Below are 20,078 nucleotides of genomic sequence, written 5' to 3' on the forward strand. Positions count from 1 at the left end.
GGTCGTCAGGCGGGGTAGGACGAGGCCTCTGTGGCCTTGAGACTGGCCCACACCCGACGGCCCGGCGCGAGGTCGAGCTGGACGGCCGCGGCGGGCGTGACGTCGGCGGCGACCGCGACCGGACCGTTCAGCTCGATGCGTAGCGCGTCCCCGTGCCGGGCCACCGACGCCACCGTCGCCGGCCACGTGTTGCGCGGGCTGCCCTCCGGGCGGGCCGCGTAGAGCGCGACGGCGGCCGGCGGGAACGCCACGAACACCTCGCCGTTCTGCGGGGTCGCCGTGGTGAGGGCGAAGTCGGCGGCGACCTGGACCAGCGTGCCCTCCGCCCGGCCGCGATAGAGGTTGAGCCCGACCAGCCGGGCCACGTAATCGGTGCGCGGCGCCGACGTCACCGACGCCGCGTCGCCGGTCTGCACCACGCGTCCGTCCTCGAGGATGACCAGCCGGTCGGCGAGCATCATGGCGTCCAGCGGGTCGTGGGTCACCAGGATCGTCGGTCCCGGGTGCGTGCTCAGATGGCCGCGCAGGTGGGTGCGGGTGTCCAGGCGTGTCCGCGCGTCCAGCGCGGCGAGCGGCTCGTCGAGCAGCAGCAGCTCGGGCTCGGTGGCGAGCGCCCGGGCCAGCGCCACCCGCTGAGCCTGGCCGCCGGACAGCTGCCGAGGCTTGCGGCTCGCGTGCTCGGCCAGCCCGACGCGGTCGAGCAGGGCGGCCGCCCGCGCCCGCGCGGCGGCCCGGGAGACGCCGCGACAGCGCGGCCCGAAGGCCACGTTGTCCAGTGCGGACAGGTGCGGGAAGAGCAGGTAGTCCTGGAAGACCACGCCGATGCGGCGGTGCTCCGGCGCGGTGTCCTCCAGGCGGCGTCCGTTGAGCGCGACGTGCCCGTCGTCGAGGTCGGTCAGCCCGGCCAGCGCCCGCAACGCGGTGGTCTTGCCCGCGCCGTTCGGTCCGAGCAGCGCCACGACCTCGCCCGGCGCCGCCGAGAGGGCCGCGTCCAGGGTGAAGCCCGGCCGCCGGACGACCAGCCTCGCGTCGAGCGTCACGTCGTGCCCAGCCAGCGGTCGCGCAGCCCGGCGAGGATCGCCACGGAGACGGCGAGCAGCACCAGGCTCAGCACGATCGCGGCGTCGAGATCCCGCTCCAGGGCGAGGTAGACGGCGAGCGGCATGGTCTGCGTCCGCCCCGGAAAGTTGCCCGCGAACGTGATCGTCGCCCCGAACTCGCCGAGGGCCCGGGCCCAGCACAGCACCGCGCCGGCGGCGACGCCGGGAGCGATCAGCGGCAGGGTGACGCGGCGGAAGGCCGTCCAGCGGCCGGCGCCCAACGTCGCCGCCGCCTCCTCGTAGCGGGCGTCCGCGCTCCGCAGTGCCCCCTCCACGCTGATCACCAGGAACGGCATCGCGACGAACGCCTCCGCGAGCACCACCCCGGTCGTGGTGAAGGGCAGGGTGATGCCGAACGCCGAGTCCAGCCACTCACCGACCAGGCCGCGCCGGCCGAAGACCAGCAGCAGCGCGACGCCGCCGACCACCGGCGGCAGCACCAGCGGCACGGTGACCAGCGCCCGCACGAACCGCCGGCCCACAAAGGTGGTCCGGGCCAACAACCACGCCAGGGGTACGCCGGTCAGCAGGCACACGCCGGTCGCGAGGGTGGCGGTGAGCAGGGACAGCCGCAGCGCCGCCAGGACGTCGGGCTCGGTCAGGCGCTGCGGCAACGTCGCCCACGGCGCGCGGATCAGCAGGCCGGCCAGGGGCAGCACGAGGAACGCCAGCCCGGCGATCGCGGGGATCGCCAGGACGAGCGGTGCGCTTCGGCCGGCCCGGCTCAGGGCTTCTGGAACCCTGCGTCGGCCAGCACCTGCTGGGCCTGCGGCGTCCGCACGAACGTCACGAACGCGCTCGCGCCGGAGGGATTCGGGGCGTTGGTCAGCGCGACGATCGCGTAATCGTTCAGCGTCGACGCCGACTCGGGAAACTCCACCCCGTCGACCTCCGCGGCGGCCGATCTCGCGTCCGTACGGTAGACCAGCGCGGCGTCCACCTCGCCCAGCTTGAGCTTGGCGAGCGCGGCTTTCACGTCCTGCTCCTGGGTCACCGGGGTGACGGCCGCCCCGGCGGTCGCCAGCGCCTTCTTCGCGGCGGCGCCGCACGGCACCTGCTCGGCGCAGAGCGCCACCTTGACCCCCGGCTTCGCGAGCGCGGCGAGCGAGGTGATCCCTTTCGGATTCCCCTTCGGTACGGCGATGACGAGCTGGTTGCGGGTGAACGTCACCGGCGTGCCGCTGCTGTCGCCCGCGTCGACGACCGTCTTCATGGTCGCGGGGCTAGCGGCCGCGAAGACGTCGGCCGGGGCGCCCGAGGTGATCTGCTGTGCCAGGCCGGAGCTGCCGCCGTAGGAGAAGGTCACGTCCACGCCGGGGTTCAGTCCCTCGAAGAGGACGCCGATCTTGTCGAACGACTCGGTCAGCGACGCCGCGGCGAGCACTGTCACCTTGCTGGTGTTCGCCTTCGCCGACGCGCCGGAGCCCTTCGCCGGGGCGTCGGCGGCGGCGCCGCATCCGCTCGTCACCAGCACCGCCGCCAGCGCGGCGGCCGTCGTCAACCGTGTCCTCATCTGTCGTCCCCTCGCTCCACGACCACCGTCGTGGACTTGATCACGGCCACCGCCACGGACCCGACCTCGAGGCCCAGATCATCAACGGCTTCCCGGCTCATGAGTGACACCACCCGGAACGGGCCGGCCTGCACGTCCACTTGCGCCATCACGGCGTCGCGGGTGATGGCCGTGACGATGCCGCGCAGCCGGTTGCGGGCCGAGGACCGGTGCGCGCCCCGGTCCGGCTCGTCGAAATGCCGCGCGAACGCGGCGAGGTCGGCCCCGGCGATGCACCGGTGCCCGTTGTCGTCACGGATCGCGGCGAGCCGGCCCGCGTCGACCCAGCGCCGCACGGTGTCCGCGCTGACCCCGAGCAGCTCCGCCGCCTCGCCGATCCGGTATGTCGCCACGCTCGGAGCATAGTGCTCGCAGATGCGAGAGCAAATCTCGGTATTGCCTCGCACATGCTTTCACCGTGAGCGGAAGGCGCTTGTGCTTCGCGGCGCGGCGGGGAAATCTGGAGGTGCCTCCCGCGCCGGAAGGGGTACAGACCCTCCCATGACAGTCCGTGACGCACACCCGAGGTTGGCGGACCCCGGTCGCGACACCGCCGTGCGTAACACCCGCCCGGTGCCCGTCAGGGCCCCGGATTCCGCGGCTGACCTGCCCCGTTACCTGGGCGTGCTGCGCTGGCTGTCGGACGCCGACGACCTCGCCGTCGCGCACGCGGGATGCACCCTCGCCGTGGAGGTCGCCGGACGCGAGGGTGCGGCGGCCGGTCTCGTCATGGCGTACTCGGAGCGCAGCTCGTCGGCCCGCCGCCTCGGCGATCTCACCGCCGCCCGCGAGGACGCGGAGGCCGCCGCGGAACTGCTGGAGGTCTCCGGGGTCGAGCCGGACGGCGCCACCGCCGCGCTGCTGACGGCCCGCCGGATCGCGGTCCGCCTGGACCTCGGCGAGCTCGACTCGGCGGACGCCCTGCTCTGCGCCACCCCCTTCGGCGGCGATCTACCGGACGAACCGGAATACCTGCTGTTGCGCTACGTGCGGGGCCGGCTGCACGCCGCCCTGGCCCGGCCGGGCGAGGGACTCGCGGACCTGTACCGCTGCGGGGAACGGGTGGCGGCGCTCCGGTCCGACCATCCGGGCGTGCTGCCGTGGCGCTCGGCGGCGGCGTTCGTCCTGGCCGGCCTGGGCGCGGCCGAGGCGGCGGAGCGGCTCGTCGCGGAGGAGGTCGCGCTGACCCGCCGGCACGGCCTGGCGTCGGCGCTCGGCCGGGCGCTGCGGATCCAGGGCCGGGTGCGGCCTGGCCTGGCCGGCAAGGAGCCCGCCGAGGAGGCCGTCCGGGTGCTGCACGGCACGCCGCGCCGCTTCGAGCTCGCGACCGCGCTGGTCGACCTCGGCGGCCTGCTGAACCTGGCCCGCCGCCGCCCCCAGGCCCGCCGGGTGCTGCGCGAGGGCCTCGAACTGGCCGAGAGCTGCGGATCGCCGGCGCTGGTCGCCCGGGCCCGGGGCTACTACGCCGGACGGTCGCCGGCCAGATAGAGGCGGAGTCGCGCCACGCCGAGGCGTCAGGCGTCGGCGGTGGGCCCGTGGTTGCCGGCCCGAGCCCGGGCCAGCGCGGCGATGGCGGACCACGCGACCAGCGGCAAAGTGGTGGCGGCGACCGCGATCAGCCAGCCGTACGCCGCCGCGCGAACCGTCGTGTCGGTCGCCGCGCTCCACCCGGCGGCGGCCAGACCCAACAGCGCGGTCGCCATGGCGAGAGCCGCCAACCAGCGCAGCCTGCTGGCTGCCTGGGCGACCAGCACCGAGGGAAACACCACCAGGGCGGTCACCACCCCGCCGGCGGTGCCGGCGAGGAGCACGAACAGGATCCCCGCGAGTGGGCCGCCCGGGTCGAGGCAGGCGAGGAACGCATAGGCAAGTAGGGCGAGGTAGGCCAGCACACCCTCCGCGCAGAACAGCAGCCAGGCCGCTGCCGCTCCGATGGCGTGTCGGGGGATGGCGCGAAACATGGGTCTCCGGGGGTCGGTTGGCGGGCCAGGATACCCAGGTCAGAGCGGCTGAGCACAACGGGGCGTCAGCCGGCGCACACTGGTTTGCCAGCATGGTGCTCGTCCGGCTAGACGCGGCGCCACTTCTGGTTCAGGGTGCCGGCGCAGTCCCACAGTTGCAGGCGGGCGCCGTCGCCGCCGTTCCAGTCCTTGATGTCGACGCACTTGTTGGCCTGCGGGTTGACCAGGTCGCCGGCGGCCGACAGGACGAACTGCTGTGCCGGGTTGCCGCTGCACCCGACGATCTGGATGACGGCGCCGTTGGCCGTCGAGCCCCAGGCGACGTCCATGCACTTGGAGTTGGAAGTCTGCAGGGTGCCGTTCACGAACGTCCACCGCTGCGCGCCCGTGCCGTTGCAGTTCCACATCTGCAGGGGTACGCCGTCGGAGAAGTTCGAGTTCGGCACGTCGACGCACTTGTTGTTCCAGTTGCTGACGACCGAGCTCGCGCCGCCACCGCCGCCGCTCGTGGTCAGCGACAGCCCGTAGACGCCGAGGATCTCGTTGACCGGCTGGAACCACATGGTGGCGCCGGTCGAGCAGTTGCCGCTGCCGCCCGAGGTGACGCCCTGGGCCTGGTTGCCGGAGATCCAGGAGCCGCCGGAGTCGCCCGGTTCGGCGCAGGCGTTGCTGCGGGACAAGCCGGAGACGGCGCCCTGGGCGTACACAATGGTTTCGTCGCGGCCCAGGATCGTGCCGCAGCGCCATCCGGTCGTGCGGCCGGAGCGGCAGACGGAGCCGCCGATCGCGGCCTCCTGCGATCCGGCGACCGTGACGTTGCCGCCGGCGTAGTTGTTGACCCACGGCCGTGGGGTCCAGTTGCCGTTGGTGCGGATCCACGCGTAGTCGTTGCCCGGGAACGACGATCCGGCGAAGGTGCCCTGTGCCACGTTGTTGTAGCCCAGCGTGGGACTGTTCACGCCGCCACAGTGTCCGGCGCTGACGAATCCGCCGGCGACCGCGAAGCCCACCGAGCACAGCGTGTTGCCGTTGATGACGTACTGGTCGCCGCCGCGGATGTCGTACACCGGCCGCGGCTGCTCGGCGGTCTCGGTCACGGAGACCGGGCCCGCTCCGCTGGCGGCGGCGAACGTCCGCGCCTGTGCCGACGCGCCGGGCTTCGCCATGACGACCACGCGGTTGGCGGCGACGTCGACATACCAGCCGCGGATCGCGGTGCCCACGGCCCGCGCGGCGTGGTGGTCCAGCTTGGCCCGGGCGGCGGCCAGGTCGGCGTCGCTGCGGCGGACCACGACGGGTACGGCGCCCTCGGCGCGCACGATCGGCGCCCGGGAGGCGTCAGTGACGGCGACGGTGAGCCGGTCCGCGCCGGCGGGAATCCACGCGCCGCCGAACGCGGGGCCGAGCCGGGCGCGCAGCCGCCGCTCGATGACCGGGGCGGCGGCCTCGGTGGCCAGGCGGGCGGCGATCCGGTCGTCGGTGAGCCCGAGGTCGCGGCGCATCGCCGCCACCATGCCGGGGGCCAGGTCGAACCGGGGTGCCACGGCCGGCGCGGCGGAGGCGGGGGTGTCGGTGGCGAGGCTCGGAGGTGGCAGGAGACCGGCGGCGGTGAGCGCGGCGGCGGTGACGCCGAGCGTGAAGGCACGGGACATGGGGATTCCTTCCGCTGATCCGGGGGAGCCGGGGAAGGAGAGCGCTCTCTGTATTGGAGTCTGTCTATGTAGGTCATATTTGTCAACAATGTTTCACAATATCGACGGACCCCTGTCCACAGGGTCGTTCGCCGTCACCGCGCCGGCGTGGAAGGCTGAACCCGACGTCGGAGGAGGATGGGCCCATGGGCATGGTCAAGGTGGTCGGTCTGGTCCTGCATCCGCGGCGCGACTGCGGCGCCGCGATCGACGCGATCGTGCGGTGGGCCAAGTCCCGCGACGTGACGGTCCTCGGCGTGCCCGAGGAGATCACCCGCATCGACTGCGCCGCCGAGGCGGTCTCCGCCGAGGAGATGGTCGAGCGGGCCGGGCTGCTGGTCAGCCTCGGCGGTGACGGCACCATGCTGCGCACCATGCGGCTGGTCGAGGGGCGCAAGACGCCGGTGCTCGGCGTCAACGTCGGGCGCCTCGGCTTCCTCGCCGAGGTCGACCTGCCCGACCTGCCCGACGCCCTGTCGATGATCGACGAGCACCGGTTCACCGTCGAGTCGCGCACGGCGGTGCGCACCGTCCTGCCGGACGGCAAGGAGGTGTCGGCCTTCAACGACATCGCGATGGTGCGCGTGCCCGGCCACGGCCTCGCCCACATCGGCATCAACGTCGAGGGCAGCAACTTCGTGCGCTACGCGGCCGACGCGGTGATCGTCGCGACGCCCACCGGGTCGACGGCGTACAGCTTCTCCGCGGGCGGGCCGATCGTCTCGCCGAACGTGGCGGGCATCCTGGTCACCGCCTCGGCGGCGCACTCGTCGTTCAACCGCTCGCTGATGCTCTCGCCCGACGAGCAGCTCGAGCTGGACGTGGCGACGACCAGCGGCCGCCTCGCCATCGAGGTCGACGGCATCATCCAGGGCTACGCGGAAGCCGGCGACCGGCTGACGATCATTCCTGTGCCGGCGGCGGCCCAGGTCATCCGCTTCGGCCGCACGTCGTTCTACGAGCGGGCCCGGCGCAAGCTCCGGGTCGAGGGCAGCGCGCAGGTGGGCGGCGGCGACCCGGGCGACGCGGTGGTCGTGGACAGCTTCGAGCAGTCCCGCTACGAGATCCTGCTCGGCGGCGAGCTCGCCGGCGTCCTGCACTACCGCCGCGACGGCGAGCGGATCGAGCTCGCGCACACCGAGATCGACCAGGCCTTCGAGGGCCGTGGCCTGGCCGGGCGGCTCGCCTCGGCCGCCCTCGGCGACGCCCGCCGCCGATCCGCCTCGGTGCTGGCGACCTGCCCCTTCGTGGCCGGATATGTGGAGCGGCACCCCGAGTTCACCGACCTGCTCGTCCGAGGAGGAACACCCGCATGACCGGTTCCGTCTGCACCCACCTCGACCAGGCGCGAGCCGTCACCCCGTCGGGCGACGGCTGCGTCGAGTGCCTGGCGGCCGGCGGCCACTGGGTGCACCTGCGCGTCTGCATGACCTGCGGACACGTCGGCTGCTGCGACTCGTCACCCGGCAAGCACGCGACCGCGCACTTTCACGCGCAGGACCATCCGATCGTCCAGTCGTACGAGCCGGATGAGGACTGGCTGTGGTGCTATCGCGACGAGACGGTCCTGGTGGCCAGCCTGCCCTCGTTGACCTACCGCTGAGGACGCAGCCATGGGCCACCCCGCCATCCTGACCGTCGACGACGACCCGTCGGTGTCCCGGGCCATCGCCCGCGACCTGCGCCGGCGCTACGGCGAGCACTACCGGATCATCCGGGCCTCCTCGGCCGACGACGCGCTGGAGGCGTTGCGCGACCTCAAGCTGCGCGGCGGGCGGGTGGCCGTCCTGCTCGCTGACTACCGGATGCCGCAGATGAACGGCATCGAGTTCCTGGAGCAGGCGATGGACCTGTTCCCGCACGCGCGGCGGGCGCTGCTCACCGCGTACGCGGACACCGACGCCGCCATCCAGGCGATCAACGTGGTGGACGTCGACCACTACCTGCTCAAGCCCTGGGATCCGCCGGAGGAGAAGCTCTACCCCGTCATCGACGCGCTGATCGACGCCTGGCAGGCCACCGGCGACCGGGAGGTCGAGGACATCCGGGTCGTCGGGCACCGGTGGAGCGAGCCGTCGTACCAGATCCGGGATTTCCTGGCGCGCAACCTGGTGCCGTACCGATGGCTCGGTGCGGACGATCCGGAGGGCCGCCGCCTGCTCGACGCGGCGGGGGTGGGCCCCGAGGCGATCCCGCTGGTGGTCAAGGCCGACGGCCGGGCCCTGGCCCAGCCGAGCCCGTCGGAGCTGGCCGAGGCGGCCGGCCTGGCCACCGCGCCCGACCGCGACTTCTACGACCTGATCATCGTCGGCGGCGGCCCGGCCGGGCTCGGCGCCGCGGTCTACGGCGCGTCCGAAGGCCTCAAGACGCTGCTGATCGAGCGTCGGGCGGTCGGTGGCCAGGCCGGCCAGAGCTCCCGGATCGAGAACTACCTCGGCTTCCCCGACGGCATCTCGGGCGCCCAGCTGACCGACCGCGCGCGCCGGCAGGCCGGCAAGTTCGACGCCGAGGTGCTCACCACCCGGGAGGTCACCGGGCTGCGCCCGGACGGCTCGGCCCGCACGCTGACCTTCGCGGACGGAGGGGAGGTGTCGGCGCACGCCGTCGTGCTCGCCACCGGCGTCGCGTACCGACCGCTGGTCGCCGACGGGGTGGCCGAGCTGACCGGCTCCGGCGTCTTCTACGGCTCGGCGGCGACCGAGGGGCCGTCCTGCGCGGGCAGCGACGTCTACATCATCGGCGGCGCCAATTCCGCCGGTCAGGCCGCGCTCTTTTTCTCCCGGTACGCCCGCAGCGTCACCCTGCTGGTCCGCGGCGATTCCCTCGAGGCGTCGATGTCGTACTACCTCATCCAGCAGCTCAACAAGATCGACAACATCCGGGTGCGGACCCGCTGCGAGGTGGTCGGCGCGCGCGGCGACGGACGCCTCGAGGCCATCACCATCTGCGACAGCAAGAACGGGCTCACCACGACCGTCGAATGTGGGTACCTCTTCGTCTTCATCGGTGCGGAACCCCGCACCGACTGGCTCGGCGACGCGGTGGCGCGCGACGGGAAGGGCTTCGTCCGCACCGGGCCGGATCTGCTGCGCGACGGCGGGCGCCCGCCGGGATGGGATCGCGACCGGGATCCGTTCTATCTGGAGTGCAGCGTTCCCGGCATCTTCGCCGCCGGCGACGTCCGGGCCAGCTCGGTGAAGCGGGTGGCCTCGGCGGTCGGCGAGGGCGCGATGGCCGTCACGCTGGTCCACCGCTATCTGGAGGCTCAGTGATGAGCGAGACCGACGTCGAGGAAATCCACCTGCGACCGTGCGAGCCGGGCAGGCTGACGCCCGCCGAGCTCAGGACGCTGTTCCTGTTCGAGAAGCTGACCGACGACCAGCTCGCCTGGATCGCCGACCACGGCTGCACCATGCACGCCCCCGCGGGCTCGCTCGTGCTCCGCGAGGGCGATCCCGCGGAGAAGTTCTTCGTCCTCCTCAGCGGCACGGTCTCGCTCACCCGGCGGGTGGGGCAGGACGACGTGCAGACCACGCGGACGGAGCAGCGCGGCGTCTACATGGGCGCGACCCAGGCGTACATCCGCGACGACGGCGTGCAATACACCTACATGGCCTCCATGCGGGCGCTCGACGACGCCGACTTCTTCGTGCTCTCGGCCGCCGACTTCGGCTGGATGATGCGCGAGTGGTTCCCCATGGCGATCCACCTGCTGGAGGGCCTCTACCTCGGAATGCGCAACACCCAGGCGGCGATCGGCGAGCGCCAGCGGCTCACCGCCCTCGGCGCGCTCTCCGCGGGCCTGATGCACGAGCTCAACAACCCGGCCGCGGCCGCCTCCCGGGCGACCGGCGCGCTGCGCATGCGGGTCGCCGGCATGCGGCACAAGCTGGGCATGCTGGCCGCCGGCAAGGTGGCGGCCGACCGCCTCGACGCGCTCGTCGAGCTCCAGGAAGAGGTCATCGAGAAGGCGGCCAAGGCGCCGGCGCTGACCGCCCTGCAGGCCGCCGACCGCGAGGACGAACTCGGCGACTGGATGCAGGAGCGCTCGATCACCCACGCCTGGGACCTCGCCCCCGTCTTCGCCCAGGGTGGCCTCGACGCCCGGTGCCTCGACGACATCGAGGCCAAGGTCGGCTCGCCCGAGCTGCTCGACCAGGCCATCCACTGGATCGGGTACGCGCTGGAGACCGAGCAGCTGATGAGCGACATCGAGGACGCCACCGGGCGCGTCTCCTCCCTGGTCTCGGCCGCCAAGCAGTATTCCCACCTGGACCGCGCCGCGCACCAGTGGATCGACGTGCACACCGGCCTGGACAGCACGCTGGTCATGCTCGGCCACAAGATCGGCGCCGGCGTCACGGTCGTCAGGGAATACGACCGCGGTCTGCCCGAGGTCCCGGCCCACCCGGCGGAGCTGAACCAGGTCTGGACCAACATCATCGACAACGCGGTCCAGGCCATGAACGGCGCCGGCACGCTGACCGTTCGCACCTACCGCGAGGACGATCACGTGGTGGTCGCCATCGGCGACACCGGCCCCGGCGTCCCCGAGGAGCTCCGCAAGCGGGTCTTCGAGCCGTTCTTCACCACGAAGCCGGTGGGCGAGGGCACCGGGCTGGGCCTGGACATCTCCTACCGGATCATCGTCAACGGCCACGGCGGTGACATCGTCCTGCGCTCCGAGCCGGGCGACACCCGCTTCCTCGTCCGGCTCCCGACCTCCGAACCACCCTCCGAATGACCGCGCACCCCGGCTGTCGCTTCCGGTAACCGTGCAGGCGACCGCGCCGTCGGGGCCGGTCACAGCTATCCGCGTCCCGCCCGAAGCGGTCGTGGGCGCAAACGGACGCGCCGTCAGCGACGAGCGCCGCTTGGCGGTCAACCTCTCTACTTGTTCGTGCCGGGTCTACGGAGGCCCCGAAGCAGGCGCAGCAAGTCGGGCCAGGTGTCGGCCAGTGCGGCATCCCGGTCCGGCGCCTCGGCGATCCGAAGCGCTGCCTCGTTCATCGCGCCGGAGAGTAAGGCGGCTGTTGCCTCGGGTGAGTTGACCTCAAGGCGTCCGCCTGCCGCTAGCGCGGCCACCGCCTCAGTCAGGTGGTGCCCGGAGGCGGCCGCGTCTTGGCTGCGCCACGTGCTCCAACCCATCACCGCGGGCGCGTCGACCAGCAGGATTCGCCGGTGCGTGTCGGCGACACTGGCGATGAGGAATGCCTGGCAGCCGGCGACCAAGCCCTCCCATGGGTCGGTGGTCGCGTCGGCCGCTCTGGCAACCGCGTCGGCCACCCGCTCTTGCGCAGCGGCCGCAACAGCTTCGAACAGATGCTGCTTGTTGCGGTAGTGGTGGTAGACCGCACCCCTGGTGACCCCGGCTGCGGCGGCTACCTCTTCCAGGCCGACGGCGGCGTAGCCACGTTCGGCGAACAAGGCCGCGGCGACGTCTCGGATGCGCCGTGCGGTGATTTCGCTCTGCTCCTTGGTGGCCCGTGCCATGCCGCACCCCTTCTCTTACATACACCGCGTATGTATAGTCTGCTTACCTGCACAGTGTATGTAAAGGAGTTCGAGATGACATTGACCAGCTCGTATCCGGTCCTCATGACCACTGATGTGGCCGCGACCGCGGCCTTCTACCGCAATCACTTCGGGTTTCAGCCGACCTTCGAGATGGAGTGGTACGTGAGCCTGCGCCGCGGCCAGTGGGAGCTGGCCGTGCTGGACAGCAAGCACGAGACCATCCCGGCGGCCTACCGCGGGCCGGTCGCCGGCGGGATGCTGCTCAACCTGGAAGTGGACGATGTTGACGCCGAGTGGGAGCGCCTGCGAAACCTCGAGATCGTGCTTCCCATCCGGACCGAGGAGTTCGGGCAGCGGCACTTCATCCTCGCTGGCCCAGACGGCGTCTTGATCGACGTCATCACCAACGTGGACGCCTCGGAGGCGTACGCGAGCCACTTCGCTCCTGAGTACCTCGACGCAACTTCGAGATCTATGTGACTGAGCGTGGGCTTGATGGGACCAGGTCAGCCTGTTGAACAGGCGGCGGATTTCGGGCAGGGAGAGCCGGATCGTTCTTGGCGGCCTGGAAGCCATTCCGCGACTGCCCAGCGGCTGGGTGGCGATTGGCTCACTGATTGTCGGCTCCTTGTCGCCGTTTACCGGCGTGGTCCGACGGGCTTGGCGGTGGTTCCAGGAGGCGGCGGGCGCCGGTGCCTTCGCGGCGGAGGACGTCTCGGGGGTTGGTCAGATGACAGGAGCGTAGGGACAGGCAGCCGCAGCCGATGCAGTCGGTGAGATTGTCGCGCAGGGCCTGGAGTCGCGCGATGCGTGCGTCCAGCTCGGCTCGCCAGGCCACCGACAGGCGGGCCCAGTCCTCCCGCGTCGGCGTGCGCGCGCTCGGCAGTCGGTCCAGGGCCTCCCGGATCTCGGCGAGCGAGATGCCGACCTGCTGGGACGCTCGGATGAAGGCGACCCGGCGCAGGGTGTCGCGGCCGTACCGGCGCTGATTGGTCGCCGTGCGGGTGCTGTGGAGAAGGCCGTGGCGTTCGTAGAAGTGCAATGCGGAGATCGCGACGCCGCTGCGCTCGGCGACCTGTCCGACGGTGAGTTCATGGAAGGTCGTACGGGGGCGTGGCATGTGTCGATCTTAGGACTTGCCCTCAACCTTGGTTGAGGGCACAGGATGGGGCGCGTCCACCCCTCGAACGATCCTGGAGCTGACCCCTTGAGCAGCGTTCTCGTCATCGGCGCCACCGGCCGGCAGGGCGGCGCCGTCGCCCACCTCCTCCTAGACCACGGTCACGACGTCGCCGTCTATGTCAGATCGCCGGAGTCGCCGGCCGCCTCGACGCTCGCGCGGGCCGGCGCCCGGATCGTCGCCGGAGACCTGAGTGACCCGCGGTCGCTCACCGCCGCAGCCACCGGCGTCGACGCCGTCTTCGGGCTGTCCGTCCCGTTCGGATCCGGCGGCCAGCGCGAGGAGGTCGAGCAGGGACGCCACCTGATCGACGCCGCGGCGCGGGCCGACGCGCATCTCGTCTACTCCTCGGTGTGCGGCGGCGAACGGACACAGAGGACCGACATCGGCCACGCCGACAGCAAGCAGCAGATCGAGGCCTATCTGCGACAGCGGCGGCTCCGTGCCACGGTCCTCGGTCCCGTCTACTTCATGGAGAACGCCCTCAACCTCGGCTTCAGCCGCCTCGCCGACGGCGTCCTGGCCAATCCGCTGTCGCCGGGCAAACCCTTGGACCAGGTCACCGGACGGGACATCGCCGCGCTCGCGGTGCACGCCGTCGAACACCCGGACCGCTTTGTCGGCGAGCGCGTCGACATCGTCTCCGACCGGGTCACCGGCGAGCAGGCGGCCAGGATTCTCAGCGAGGTGACCGGCCGCGAGATCCCGTACCGTCAACTGCCGCTGGACCAGGTGCGGCAATGGGCCGGCGCCGAGATCGCCGACATGTTCCAGCGGTTCGAGGACGCCACCGAATTCATGGACGTCGAGTCGCTGCACGCCCGGTATCCCGAGGTGAAGTGGCACAGCTACGCCGACTGGGCCCGTACCGTCGACTGGGACCGCATTCTCTGAGCGCGGATCCCCGCACCCGGCGACGGGTGCGGGGATCCTGTCGAGGACGACGGTCACTCGGGGGTGGGAAGGGAATCCCAGATCTCGTCCGGGCCACCGCCGCCGCCCCAGTCGGAGTCGTCCCAGCCCCAGTCCGAGTCGCCCCATTCGGAGTCGTCCCATTCGGAGTCGCCCCAGTCGCTCCAGTCGTCCGAGTTCTCGACGCCGTCGATCGTGTCGTCGGTGCCGTCGGTGTTGTGATACTGGTCGGCCACGTCCTGCTCGCACTGCGTGTTGCTCCCGCAGCCCTGCATCTGGTTCATGACCTTGTCGAACTCGGCCTGGTTCTGTGCCGTCTCGATGCACCCCGTGTTACCGCCGCAGGCCGCGAGCTGTCTGGCCAGGTCCGCCGGTCCCTCCAACTGGGCCTTGTCATAGGCGTCCTGCCCGAACTTCTCGATGGCGCCGTGGTACCAGTCGGCGCCCATCCGGCAGAAGAGGGAGCCCCAACTGCACGAGGCCCGAGCGTTGTCCCGGAACTGGCTGTCACAGGTTCCCCTGCTCACGCCGGCGCCGTAGCAGAAGTCGTGCCGGTTGCACGCCGAACCGAAGCTGAACTCCGGGAACTTGACGCCGCCGGACGACCCGCAGCCGTTGACGCCGGGGACGTACAAGCCGCTCGGGTCGGTCAGGTTGACCGGGTTGTTGTTGGCGTATCCGTACGGCTGCCGGGTCATCGACACCGCCGGGTCGCGGCTGATGAACTGCGCGGTCCCAGGGTCGTAATACCGGGCCCGCAGGTGGTACAGGCCGGTAGTGGAATCCCAGTACTGCCCGGCGAACTGGAACGGATTGTTCGCCGTTCCGGTACGGCTCTTGAGGGCACCGTCGGCGGTGTACTCGTAGGTGGTGTTCACCGAGCCGTCCTGGTTGGTGAGCACCCGGGTGCTGCCGAGCTGGTCGTGGAAGTAGTACAGCGCCGTGGTCCCGGCGATCTGCGCCAGCGGCAGGCCCCCGGGTCCGGTGACATAGGAGAAGCCGAAGTCGGTGAGGATCGTCGGCAGGCCCTCGCCCACGTTCCAGGTGTACTTCTGGGTCTGGTCGGGTCCGCCGATGTGCTTCGACACCCGCAGGCCGTCACCGTCGTAGGCGAAGGTGTGGTGCCCGTACCCGGTGTTGTCGAGACCGGTCATCCGCCCGGCCTGGTCGAAGCTGTAGCTCGTGACCCCGCTCGCGGAGGTGCGCTTCGACCGGTTGCCGTGCTTGTCGTACGTGTAGGTGGTGCTGTCGTCACCGGTGACCTTGCTCAGCAGCTGGTCGCCGTCGTCGTAGCTCAGCGTCGTGCCGCCCGTCTTGATCCGGCGGTCGGCGGCGTCGTAGCCGAACGCCGTGCCGCCGGCGGAGGCCAGCCGGTGGGTGGGGTCGTAGGTGTAGGCCGTGGCGTCCTCGGCGCTGACCATTCCCGCGGCGTCCCGGGTGTATCCGAGCCGCTTGAGCACCGTGCTGCCGTCACTGAGGCTGAGGACGGTGGCGCGGTCGGTCGCGTCGAACGCCGACCGGATCACGTCGCCGTTGCCCAGCGTGGTCGTGGTCAGGTTCGAGTTCGCGTCGTAGGAGAACCGGCTGGTGTTGCCGAGCCAGTCCCGCACCGAGGTCATCCGGCCGGCGTCGTCGTAGCCGCGGACGACCTTGTTCACCCCGCCCGGATAGGTCAGCGTGGTGATGAGGCCGCGCTTGTCGTAGGCGTACCCCACCGTGGCGCCGGCGCCGTCCTTGCGGCTGATCAGCCGGTCGTGGTCGTCGTACGCGTACGAGATCGTGCCGGTCCCGTCGGTCATCGCGGTCCTGCGCCCGGCCGCGTCGAACGTCGTGCTGGTGATTCCCTTGGTGCCGTCCGAGTATCGCGTGGTCACGAGCCGGTCCATCGCGTCGTAGCCGTAGGTCGTGGTACGGCCGGCCGCGTCGACCGTGGTGGCCACGTTGGACGCGGCGTCGTAGGTCAGGCTTTTGCTTCGCCTCAGCGGGTCGGTGACGCCCGCCAGCCGACCGGCAGCGTCGTAGCGGTAGGTGGTGGCATGTCCCAGTCCGTCGGTCTGGGTGAGGACCTGGCCGTCGGCGCCGTACGCCGTCTTCGTGGTGCGCGCCGAGGGAGTGCCGACCGCGACCGTGGTGGCCGTGGGCCGGTCCAGCGCGTCGTACGCGGTCGTGGTGACGGCGCCGGTCGCCTCGGTCAGCTTCGTGACGTTGCCGCCGGCGTCGTACTCGGTGCGGGTCACCCGGTGCAGGGGGTCGGTGACCGCGGTGACCCTGCCGGCGGCGTCGAGGGTGTAGGCCGTGACGGCGCCGGACGGCGCGGTGCTGCTGACCCGGCGCCCCACCGCGTCGTACGACGAGCGGCCGGTGTTGCCGAGCGGGTCCCGCGACGATGCCAGCATTCCGTGGGCGTTGTAGGTGTACGTCCACACCTTGCCGGCGGGATCCGTGGTGGACGTGCGGTCGCCCGGGTGGTCGGCGTCGCCGTACGTGTGCGTCGTGGTGAGGTCGCCCTGGCTGACCTTCGTCAGGTTGCCCTTCGCGTCATAGGTCCGGGTGGCGACACGGCCCAGCGGATCGGTCGTCGTCAGCACCTTGTTCGTGGGGCTGTACGTCGAGCGCGTCACCCTGCCGAGGGCGTCCTTCGCCGTGGCGACGTTGCCGTAGGCGTCGAAGGTCTGCTCGATGGTGTGCAGGTTCGGGTCGACGATCTTCGAGATGCCGCGCAGCTGCGGGTCGTAGCTGTACGACCAACCGCTGGTGCCGACCACGCGCTGCACCATGGCGCACTGGGCGAACGTGTACGTGCGCAGCACGCCGCCGCCGCTCGTCACCCTGACGACCTTGTTGGGACAACCCATCAACGGCTTCGCGTCCGGGTTGGTGACGTAGTCGTACTTGGTGACGTTGCCCAGCGCATCGGTCTGCGACGTCGCCTGGATCGCGTAGTTCAGGTACGCGTAGGTCACCCGGGTCGTGTGGCCGCGCGGGCTCTTCACCGAGATCAGCTTATGCTCGGCGTCATAGCCGTAGCGGGTGACGGCACCGACCGGATCGGTCACTGCCACCAGGTGTCCGGCGCTGTCGTACGCGTAGCCGACCGAGCGGCCCGCCGCGTCGGACACCTTCGCGACGCGGTCGCCGGCAGCCGTGATGGTGAGCTTGCGCCCGGCGGTGTCGGTGATCGCCGTCGGGACCTTCCCGGACCAGCTGATGGTGATGCCCGCCCCGTTCTCGTCCTTCATGGAGAGCAGCTCGCCACCGACCTGCGGCAGCGACCACGGCGCCGGGTTGAACGTCAGCGTCGTCTGGTCGTGCCGCGTCAGCACCCACTTGCCGTCGGGCGCGATGACGATCCGCTGGCCGAGCGCGCCGCTGAAACTCTTGCCGCCGGGATCGCGGGAGAAGTGCAGAACGTTGCCGTGTTCGTCAACGAGCTCGGGTTGGAACGAGAAGCCGTTGGACCGCATGAACGGCAGGGAGCTGGTCCAGCCGGGGCCGAACAATCCGCCCAGGCTCATGATCCCCGAGTTGTAGGTCCGGCCGAGCGCGGCCGCCACGCCCCGGCCCGGCACGGCCAGGTCGGTCTTGGTCAGCCACAGGTTGCCCGTGGCGAGGTTCACCGGCAGGGCACCCACGGACGGCGACGTCGAGGTTCTCGGTTCGTCCACGAGTCCGGGACCCATCATCCGCGCCGCGCTGTACGCGTACTCGGGCAACGGCGGGGTGCCCGGCGGCGGGATCGCCTCGGTGGGTGGCGCCGCGTCGGCCGCCCGGGGCTGCACGCCGATGAGCGATACCCCGGCGACCGCGACGGCGACCGCGACCGCCCATGCCGCTCGCGCCCGGCGGCGCCGCACGGCGGGCGCCCGCTCGGACGGCGGAAGGCCGTCAGATTCCACGTTTCCTCCTCAGACAGGTGGCGCCCGGTGATCATTACCGAGCGCCACGACAGTCTCGACGAGGAGTATTCACACCGACAGATCCCGCGGCTTGGTCTTACCTCGCCCAAACGAAGCCCGGATCGGCTCCGTACAGTGTGGACGAGCTATTCGGCCGCGGGCTCGACCTGCCGATCCGCGGGTGGCTGGGGCTCCTTCGGGTCGGCCGGTTGGTCCGGGTCGCTGGCTCCGCCCGCCCCTGGGGCCTGCGTGGTCGCCTCGGTCGTCGGCTCCGGCGTCACCGGTGTGGTGGTCGCCGGTGGTTGCTGCGGGGCGTCCGTCGGTGCCTCACTGGTCGACGGGTCCGGGGTGGACGTTTCCTCGGTTGGGCTGTCGGGGGAGGGGACTGAGGTCTTCGGCTTCTTCTCGTCCTTGCCCGTGTCGCTGCGGCCGCCGAACAGGGTGCTTCCCGTTCCCGAGGTCTGGCGCACCGTCGCCGAGATCGGCTTGTCGGTGAACGCCTCGATGAGGCTCACCGCGCCCATGGACAGGGCGAACAGCGCGCATGCGGCGAGGGCGGCGTGGCCCCAGCGGATCCTTCGCCGGGCCCGCGGCGGCACGATGTGCGCGGGGTTCTCCTGTTCGGTCGCGGCCGCGACCGGCGGTGTGCCGACGGCTGCCGGGGCCTTGATAAATGACGGCGCCACCGTCTGGAGTTGTCTCGTGCCGCGCTTCAGGGAGTTGTTGAACAGCTCCGTGCCGACCGAGCCGACCACGCTGGCCAGCGCGGCCCCGGCCAGGGTGCCGGCCACGCCCAGATAGGAGCCGAGCACGGCGGCTGCCACCGCCGCGAGGGTGCCGGCGATGACCTTGCTGATCTGGATGCCGGACCATAACCGGTCCGGTGCTTGCTCGCTCATGTCCTCCTCACTTGCCAGGGTCCGCCGATTGCGCGAAGCTCTCAGCCTTTACCGGTGCGCTGGGCGCTAAACCATCCTCGTTCGGCGAGGATTTCGCGCAACGGACGCACGTGGACGCCCTCCTCGGCCAGCCGCTGCCGGGCCAGCCTGCGGGTCCGCAGGATGCCCGCGACCCCCACGGCGCCGATCAGATATTGCGTGGACATCGCCACCTTGAAGTCGGCGATGTCATATGTGGCCTGCCCGCCCGTGCGGACGTCCAGGATCAGGCCAACGAGCAGGATCGTGACCAGCGACGCCACGAAGCCGCCGACGTTGACGACGCCGGTGGCCGTGCCCAGCCGGTGCGGCGGGTTGAAGGTCCGGGCGAACTCGAAACCGATCATCGAGCCCGGTCCGCCGAGTCCCATCGCGATCACCAGCGGCACCACCACGGGCAGGGGTGCCCGTCCCGGCCAGGCGATCACCATCGCCCAGCCGAGCCCGTTGGCGGCGATCACGCCCAGCACCAGCCACGAGCGGCGCAGCGGGTGCCGTTGCACCAGTACGCCGAGCAGCGGGCCGCCGGCCATCCCGACGAACACGAACATGGTGAGCAACGCGCTCGCCGTGGCCCGCGACAGGCCCTCGCCCGCGACCAGGAACGGATATCCCCACATGAGGGCGAAGACCGTGCCCGGGAACGGGGTCGTGAAGTGGGTCCACAGCCCCAGCCGGGTGCCCGGATGCCGCCAGACGGTGACGAGGTCGGCGCCGAGCCGGCGGGCGGTCATCGCCTCTCCCGAGGTGACCCGGCGCTCCGGGCTGTCGTGCAGCGCCACGAGGGCGACGATGGCGACGAACAGCCCGGTGGCGGACGCGCCGACGAACGCGGTGGTCCAGCCGGCGCCGGCCAGCAGTGCCGCCAACGGTACGGCGCTGAGCACCTGCCCGAGCTGCCCGACGATGCCGGTGAGCTGGGTGAGGACCGGCACCCGCCGCGACGGGAACCACTGCGGCACCAACCGCAGCACGCTGATGAAGGTCATCGCGTCACCCGCGCCGACCAGCACCCGCGCCAGCACCGCACCGCCGGCCCCGTCGGCGACCGCCATCAGGGCCTGCCCCGACGCCATGATCAGCGCGCCGGCGACCACGAGCCGCAGCGAGCCGAACCGGTCCAACAGCACCCCGACCGGGATCTGCAGGGCGGCGTACACCAGAAGTTGCAGCACGGCGAACGAGGCGAGCGTGCCGGCGCCGATGCCGAACCGGGCCTGCGCGTCGAGCCCGGCCACCCCGAGCGACGTGCGATGCAGGACGGCGACGATGTAGGCACCGAGCCCGACGGCCCACACCGCCCAGGCGCGCGCACCGCCTCGCATGAAACC

The 20,078-nt window shown here is 71.4% G+C and carries 18 protein-coding genes; 7 read left to right on the forward strand and 11 right to left on the reverse strand.

Annotated features, from left to right (window positions below; genetic code table 11):
• Positions 1–5 precede the first annotated feature (5 nt).
• Genes AB0M36_RS02260 through AB0M36_RS02275 form a run of 4 tightly spaced genes read right to left on the reverse strand, consistent with a single transcriptional unit; the run spans position 6 to position 3,005 of the window.
• Positions 6–1,040: an ABC transporter ATP-binding protein gene (locus tag AB0M36_RS02260; protein ID WP_364151046.1), complete on the reverse strand. Its 1,035-nt coding sequence runs from the start codon at positions 1,038–1,040 to the stop codon at positions 6–8.
• Entirely contained in the window at positions 1,037–1,828 is a 792-nt protein-coding gene (locus AB0M36_RS02265; RefSeq protein WP_364152233.1) for an ABC transporter permease, read from the reverse strand. The genes AB0M36_RS02260 and AB0M36_RS02265 overlap by 4 nt, the downstream gene beginning before the upstream one ends.
• Positions 1,825–2,613: a molybdate ABC transporter substrate-binding protein gene (modA, locus tag AB0M36_RS02270; RefSeq protein ID WP_364151049.1), complete on the reverse strand. Its 789-nt coding sequence runs from the start codon at positions 2,611–2,613 to the stop codon at positions 1,825–1,827. The genes AB0M36_RS02265 and modA overlap by 4 nt, the downstream gene beginning before the upstream one ends.
• Positions 2,610–3,005, reverse strand: a complete 396-nt coding sequence (locus tag AB0M36_RS02275) for a TOBE domain-containing protein (RefSeq protein WP_364151051.1) — start codon at positions 3,003–3,005, stop codon at positions 2,610–2,612. Before AB0M36_RS02275 ends, modA begins: the two co-directional genes overlap by 4 nt.
• Before the next feature lie 148 nt (positions 3,006–3,153).
• Between AB0M36_RS02275 and AB0M36_RS02280 the strand changes: the two genes are divergently transcribed.
• Positions 3,154–4,140: a hypothetical protein gene (locus tag AB0M36_RS02280; protein WP_364151054.1), complete on the forward strand. Its 987-nt coding sequence runs from the start codon at positions 3,154–3,156 to the stop codon at positions 4,138–4,140.
• 26 nt (positions 4,141–4,166) lie between these two features.
• On the opposite strand, the gene AB0M36_RS02285 is transcribed toward AB0M36_RS02280, so the two are convergent.
• Both AB0M36_RS02285 and AB0M36_RS02290 read right to left on the reverse strand, forming a co-directional pair.
• The gene (locus AB0M36_RS02285; RefSeq protein ID WP_364151056.1) at positions 4,167–4,613 is read right to left on the reverse strand and encodes a hypothetical protein; all 447 of its coding nucleotides are present in this window, start codon (positions 4,611–4,613) and stop codon (positions 4,167–4,169) included.
• A gap of 107 nt (positions 4,614–4,720) precedes the next feature.
• A complete protein-coding gene (locus tag AB0M36_RS02290) occupies positions 4,721–6,265 on the reverse strand; it encodes a ricin-type beta-trefoil lectin domain protein (protein WP_364151059.1) in 1,545 nt (514 codons plus the stop codon).
• A gap of 185 nt (positions 6,266–6,450) precedes the next feature.
• On the opposite strand from AB0M36_RS02290, the gene AB0M36_RS02295 reads away from it, so the two are divergent.
• Genes AB0M36_RS02295 through AB0M36_RS02310 form a run of 4 tightly spaced genes read left to right on the forward strand, consistent with a single transcriptional unit; the run spans position 6,451 to position 11,048 of the window.
• On the forward strand, positions 6,451–7,620 hold the full coding sequence (locus AB0M36_RS02295; protein ID WP_364151062.1) for an NAD(+)/NADH kinase: 1,170 nt from the start codon (positions 6,451–6,453) through the stop codon (positions 7,618–7,620).
• Positions 7,617–7,907 (forward strand): UBP-type zinc finger domain-containing protein, encoded by a 291-nt coding sequence (locus AB0M36_RS02300; protein WP_364151065.1) that lies wholly within the window; start codon positions 7,617–7,619, stop codon positions 7,905–7,907. Before AB0M36_RS02295 ends, AB0M36_RS02300 begins: the two co-directional genes overlap by 4 nt.
• A gap of 10 nt (positions 7,908–7,917) precedes the next feature.
• Positions 7,918–9,576, forward strand: a complete 1,659-nt coding sequence (locus AB0M36_RS02305) for an FAD-dependent oxidoreductase (RefSeq protein ID WP_364151068.1) — start codon at positions 7,918–7,920, stop codon at positions 9,574–9,576.
• On the forward strand, positions 9,576–11,048 hold the full coding sequence (locus tag AB0M36_RS02310) for an ATP-binding protein (protein ID WP_364151070.1): 1,473 nt from the start codon (positions 9,576–9,578) through the stop codon (positions 11,046–11,048). The genes AB0M36_RS02305 and AB0M36_RS02310 overlap by 1 nt, the downstream gene beginning before the upstream one ends.
• A 146-nt stretch (positions 11,049–11,194) precedes the next feature.
• Here the strand turns inward: AB0M36_RS02310 and AB0M36_RS02315 are convergent, their stop codons facing one another.
• A complete protein-coding gene (locus tag AB0M36_RS02315; RefSeq protein WP_364151072.1) occupies positions 11,195–11,797 on the reverse strand; it encodes a TetR family transcriptional regulator in 603 nt (200 codons plus the stop codon).
• Between the two features lie 75 nt (positions 11,798–11,872).
• On the opposite strand from AB0M36_RS02315, the gene AB0M36_RS02320 reads away from it, so the two are divergent.
• A complete protein-coding gene (locus AB0M36_RS02320; RefSeq protein ID WP_364151075.1) occupies positions 11,873–12,301 on the forward strand; it encodes a VOC family protein in 429 nt (142 codons plus the stop codon).
• 130 nt (positions 12,302–12,431) lie between these two features.
• Here AB0M36_RS02320 and soxR read toward each other — a convergent pair whose 3' ends face one another.
• Positions 12,432–12,941 (reverse strand): redox-sensitive transcriptional activator SoxR, encoded by a 510-nt coding sequence (gene soxR / locus AB0M36_RS02325; RefSeq protein ID WP_364151078.1) that lies wholly within the window; start codon positions 12,939–12,941, stop codon positions 12,432–12,434.
• Between the two features lie 87 nt (positions 12,942–13,028).
• Here soxR and AB0M36_RS02330 point away from each other — a divergent pair, with 87 nt between their 5' ends.
• On the forward strand, positions 13,029–13,895 hold the full coding sequence (locus AB0M36_RS02330) for an NmrA/HSCARG family protein (RefSeq protein ID WP_364151080.1): 867 nt from the start codon (positions 13,029–13,031) through the stop codon (positions 13,893–13,895).
• 53 nt (positions 13,896–13,948) lie between these two features.
• Here the strand turns inward: AB0M36_RS02330 and AB0M36_RS02335 are convergent, their stop codons facing one another.
• The 3 genes from AB0M36_RS02335 to AB0M36_RS02345 all read right to left on the reverse strand — a co-directional run bounded on the left by AB0M36_RS02335 (position 13,949) and on the right by AB0M36_RS02345 (position 20,072).
• Positions 13,949–17,809: an RHS repeat-associated core domain-containing protein gene (locus AB0M36_RS02335; RefSeq protein ID WP_364151083.1), complete on the reverse strand. Its 3,861-nt coding sequence runs from the start codon at positions 17,807–17,809 to the stop codon at positions 13,949–13,951.
• Positions 17,810–17,955: 146 nt separating this feature from the next.
• Positions 17,956–18,708, reverse strand: coding sequence for a hypothetical protein (locus AB0M36_RS02340; protein WP_364151086.1), 753 nt, complete (start codon positions 18,706–18,708; stop codon positions 17,956–17,958).
• Positions 18,709–18,749: 41 nt separating this feature from the next.
• Positions 18,750–20,072 carry an MFS transporter gene (locus AB0M36_RS02345; RefSeq protein ID WP_364151088.1) on the reverse strand — a complete coding sequence of 441 codons (1,323 nt, stop codon included), beginning with the start codon at positions 20,070–20,072 and terminating at the stop codon, positions 18,750–18,752.
• Positions 20,073–20,078: the final 6 nt, after the last annotated feature.

The organism is Actinoplanes sp. NPDC051346 (genome assembly GCF_040682215.1).
Classification (GTDB): Bacteria; Actinomycetota; Actinomycetes; order Mycobacteriales; family Micromonosporaceae; genus Actinoplanes.

What these genes read in the sequence shown, in the direction of transcription:
- modA (WP_364151049.1), bottom strand. Translation starts at nt 2,613, where the DNA reads ATGAGGACACGGTTGACGACGGCCGCCGCGCTGGCGGCGGTGCTGGTG.
- AB0M36_RS02280 (WP_364151054.1), top strand. Translation starts at nt 3,154, where the DNA reads ATGACAGTCCGTGACGCACACCCGAGGTTGGCGGACCCCGGTCGCGAC.
- AB0M36_RS02285 (WP_364151056.1), bottom strand. Translation starts at nt 4,613, where the DNA reads ATGTTTCGCGCCATCCCCCGACACGCCATCGGAGCGGCAGCGGCCTGG.
- AB0M36_RS02290 (WP_364151059.1), bottom strand. Translation starts at nt 6,265, where the DNA reads ATGTCCCGTGCCTTCACGCTCGGCGTCACCGCCGCCGCGCTCACCGCC.
- AB0M36_RS02295 (WP_364151062.1), top strand. Translation starts at nt 6,451, where the DNA reads ATGGGCATGGTCAAGGTGGTCGGTCTGGTCCTGCATCCGCGGCGCGAC.
- AB0M36_RS02300 (WP_364151065.1), top strand. Translation starts at nt 7,617, where the DNA reads ATGACCGGTTCCGTCTGCACCCACCTCGACCAGGCGCGAGCCGTCACC.
- AB0M36_RS02305 (WP_364151068.1), top strand. Translation starts at nt 7,918, where the DNA reads ATGGGCCACCCCGCCATCCTGACCGTCGACGACGACCCGTCGGTGTCC.
- AB0M36_RS02310 (WP_364151070.1), top strand. Translation starts at nt 9,576, where the DNA reads ATGAGCGAGACCGACGTCGAGGAAATCCACCTGCGACCGTGCGAGCCG.
- AB0M36_RS02315 (WP_364151072.1), bottom strand. Translation starts at nt 11,797, where the DNA reads ATGGCACGGGCCACCAAGGAGCAGAGCGAAATCACCGCACGGCGCATC.
- AB0M36_RS02320 (WP_364151075.1), top strand. Translation starts at nt 11,873, where the DNA reads ATGACATTGACCAGCTCGTATCCGGTCCTCATGACCACTGATGTGGCC.
- soxR (WP_364151078.1), bottom strand. Translation starts at nt 12,941, where the DNA reads ATGCCACGCCCCCGTACGACCTTCCATGAACTCACCGTCGGACAGGTC.
- AB0M36_RS02340 (WP_364151086.1), bottom strand. Translation starts at nt 18,708, where the DNA reads ATGAGCGAGCAAGCACCGGACCGGTTATGGTCCGGCATCCAGATCAGC.
- AB0M36_RS02345 (WP_364151088.1), bottom strand. Translation starts at nt 20,072, where the DNA reads ATGCGAGGCGGTGCGCGCGCCTGGGCGGTGTGGGCCGTCGGGCTCGGT.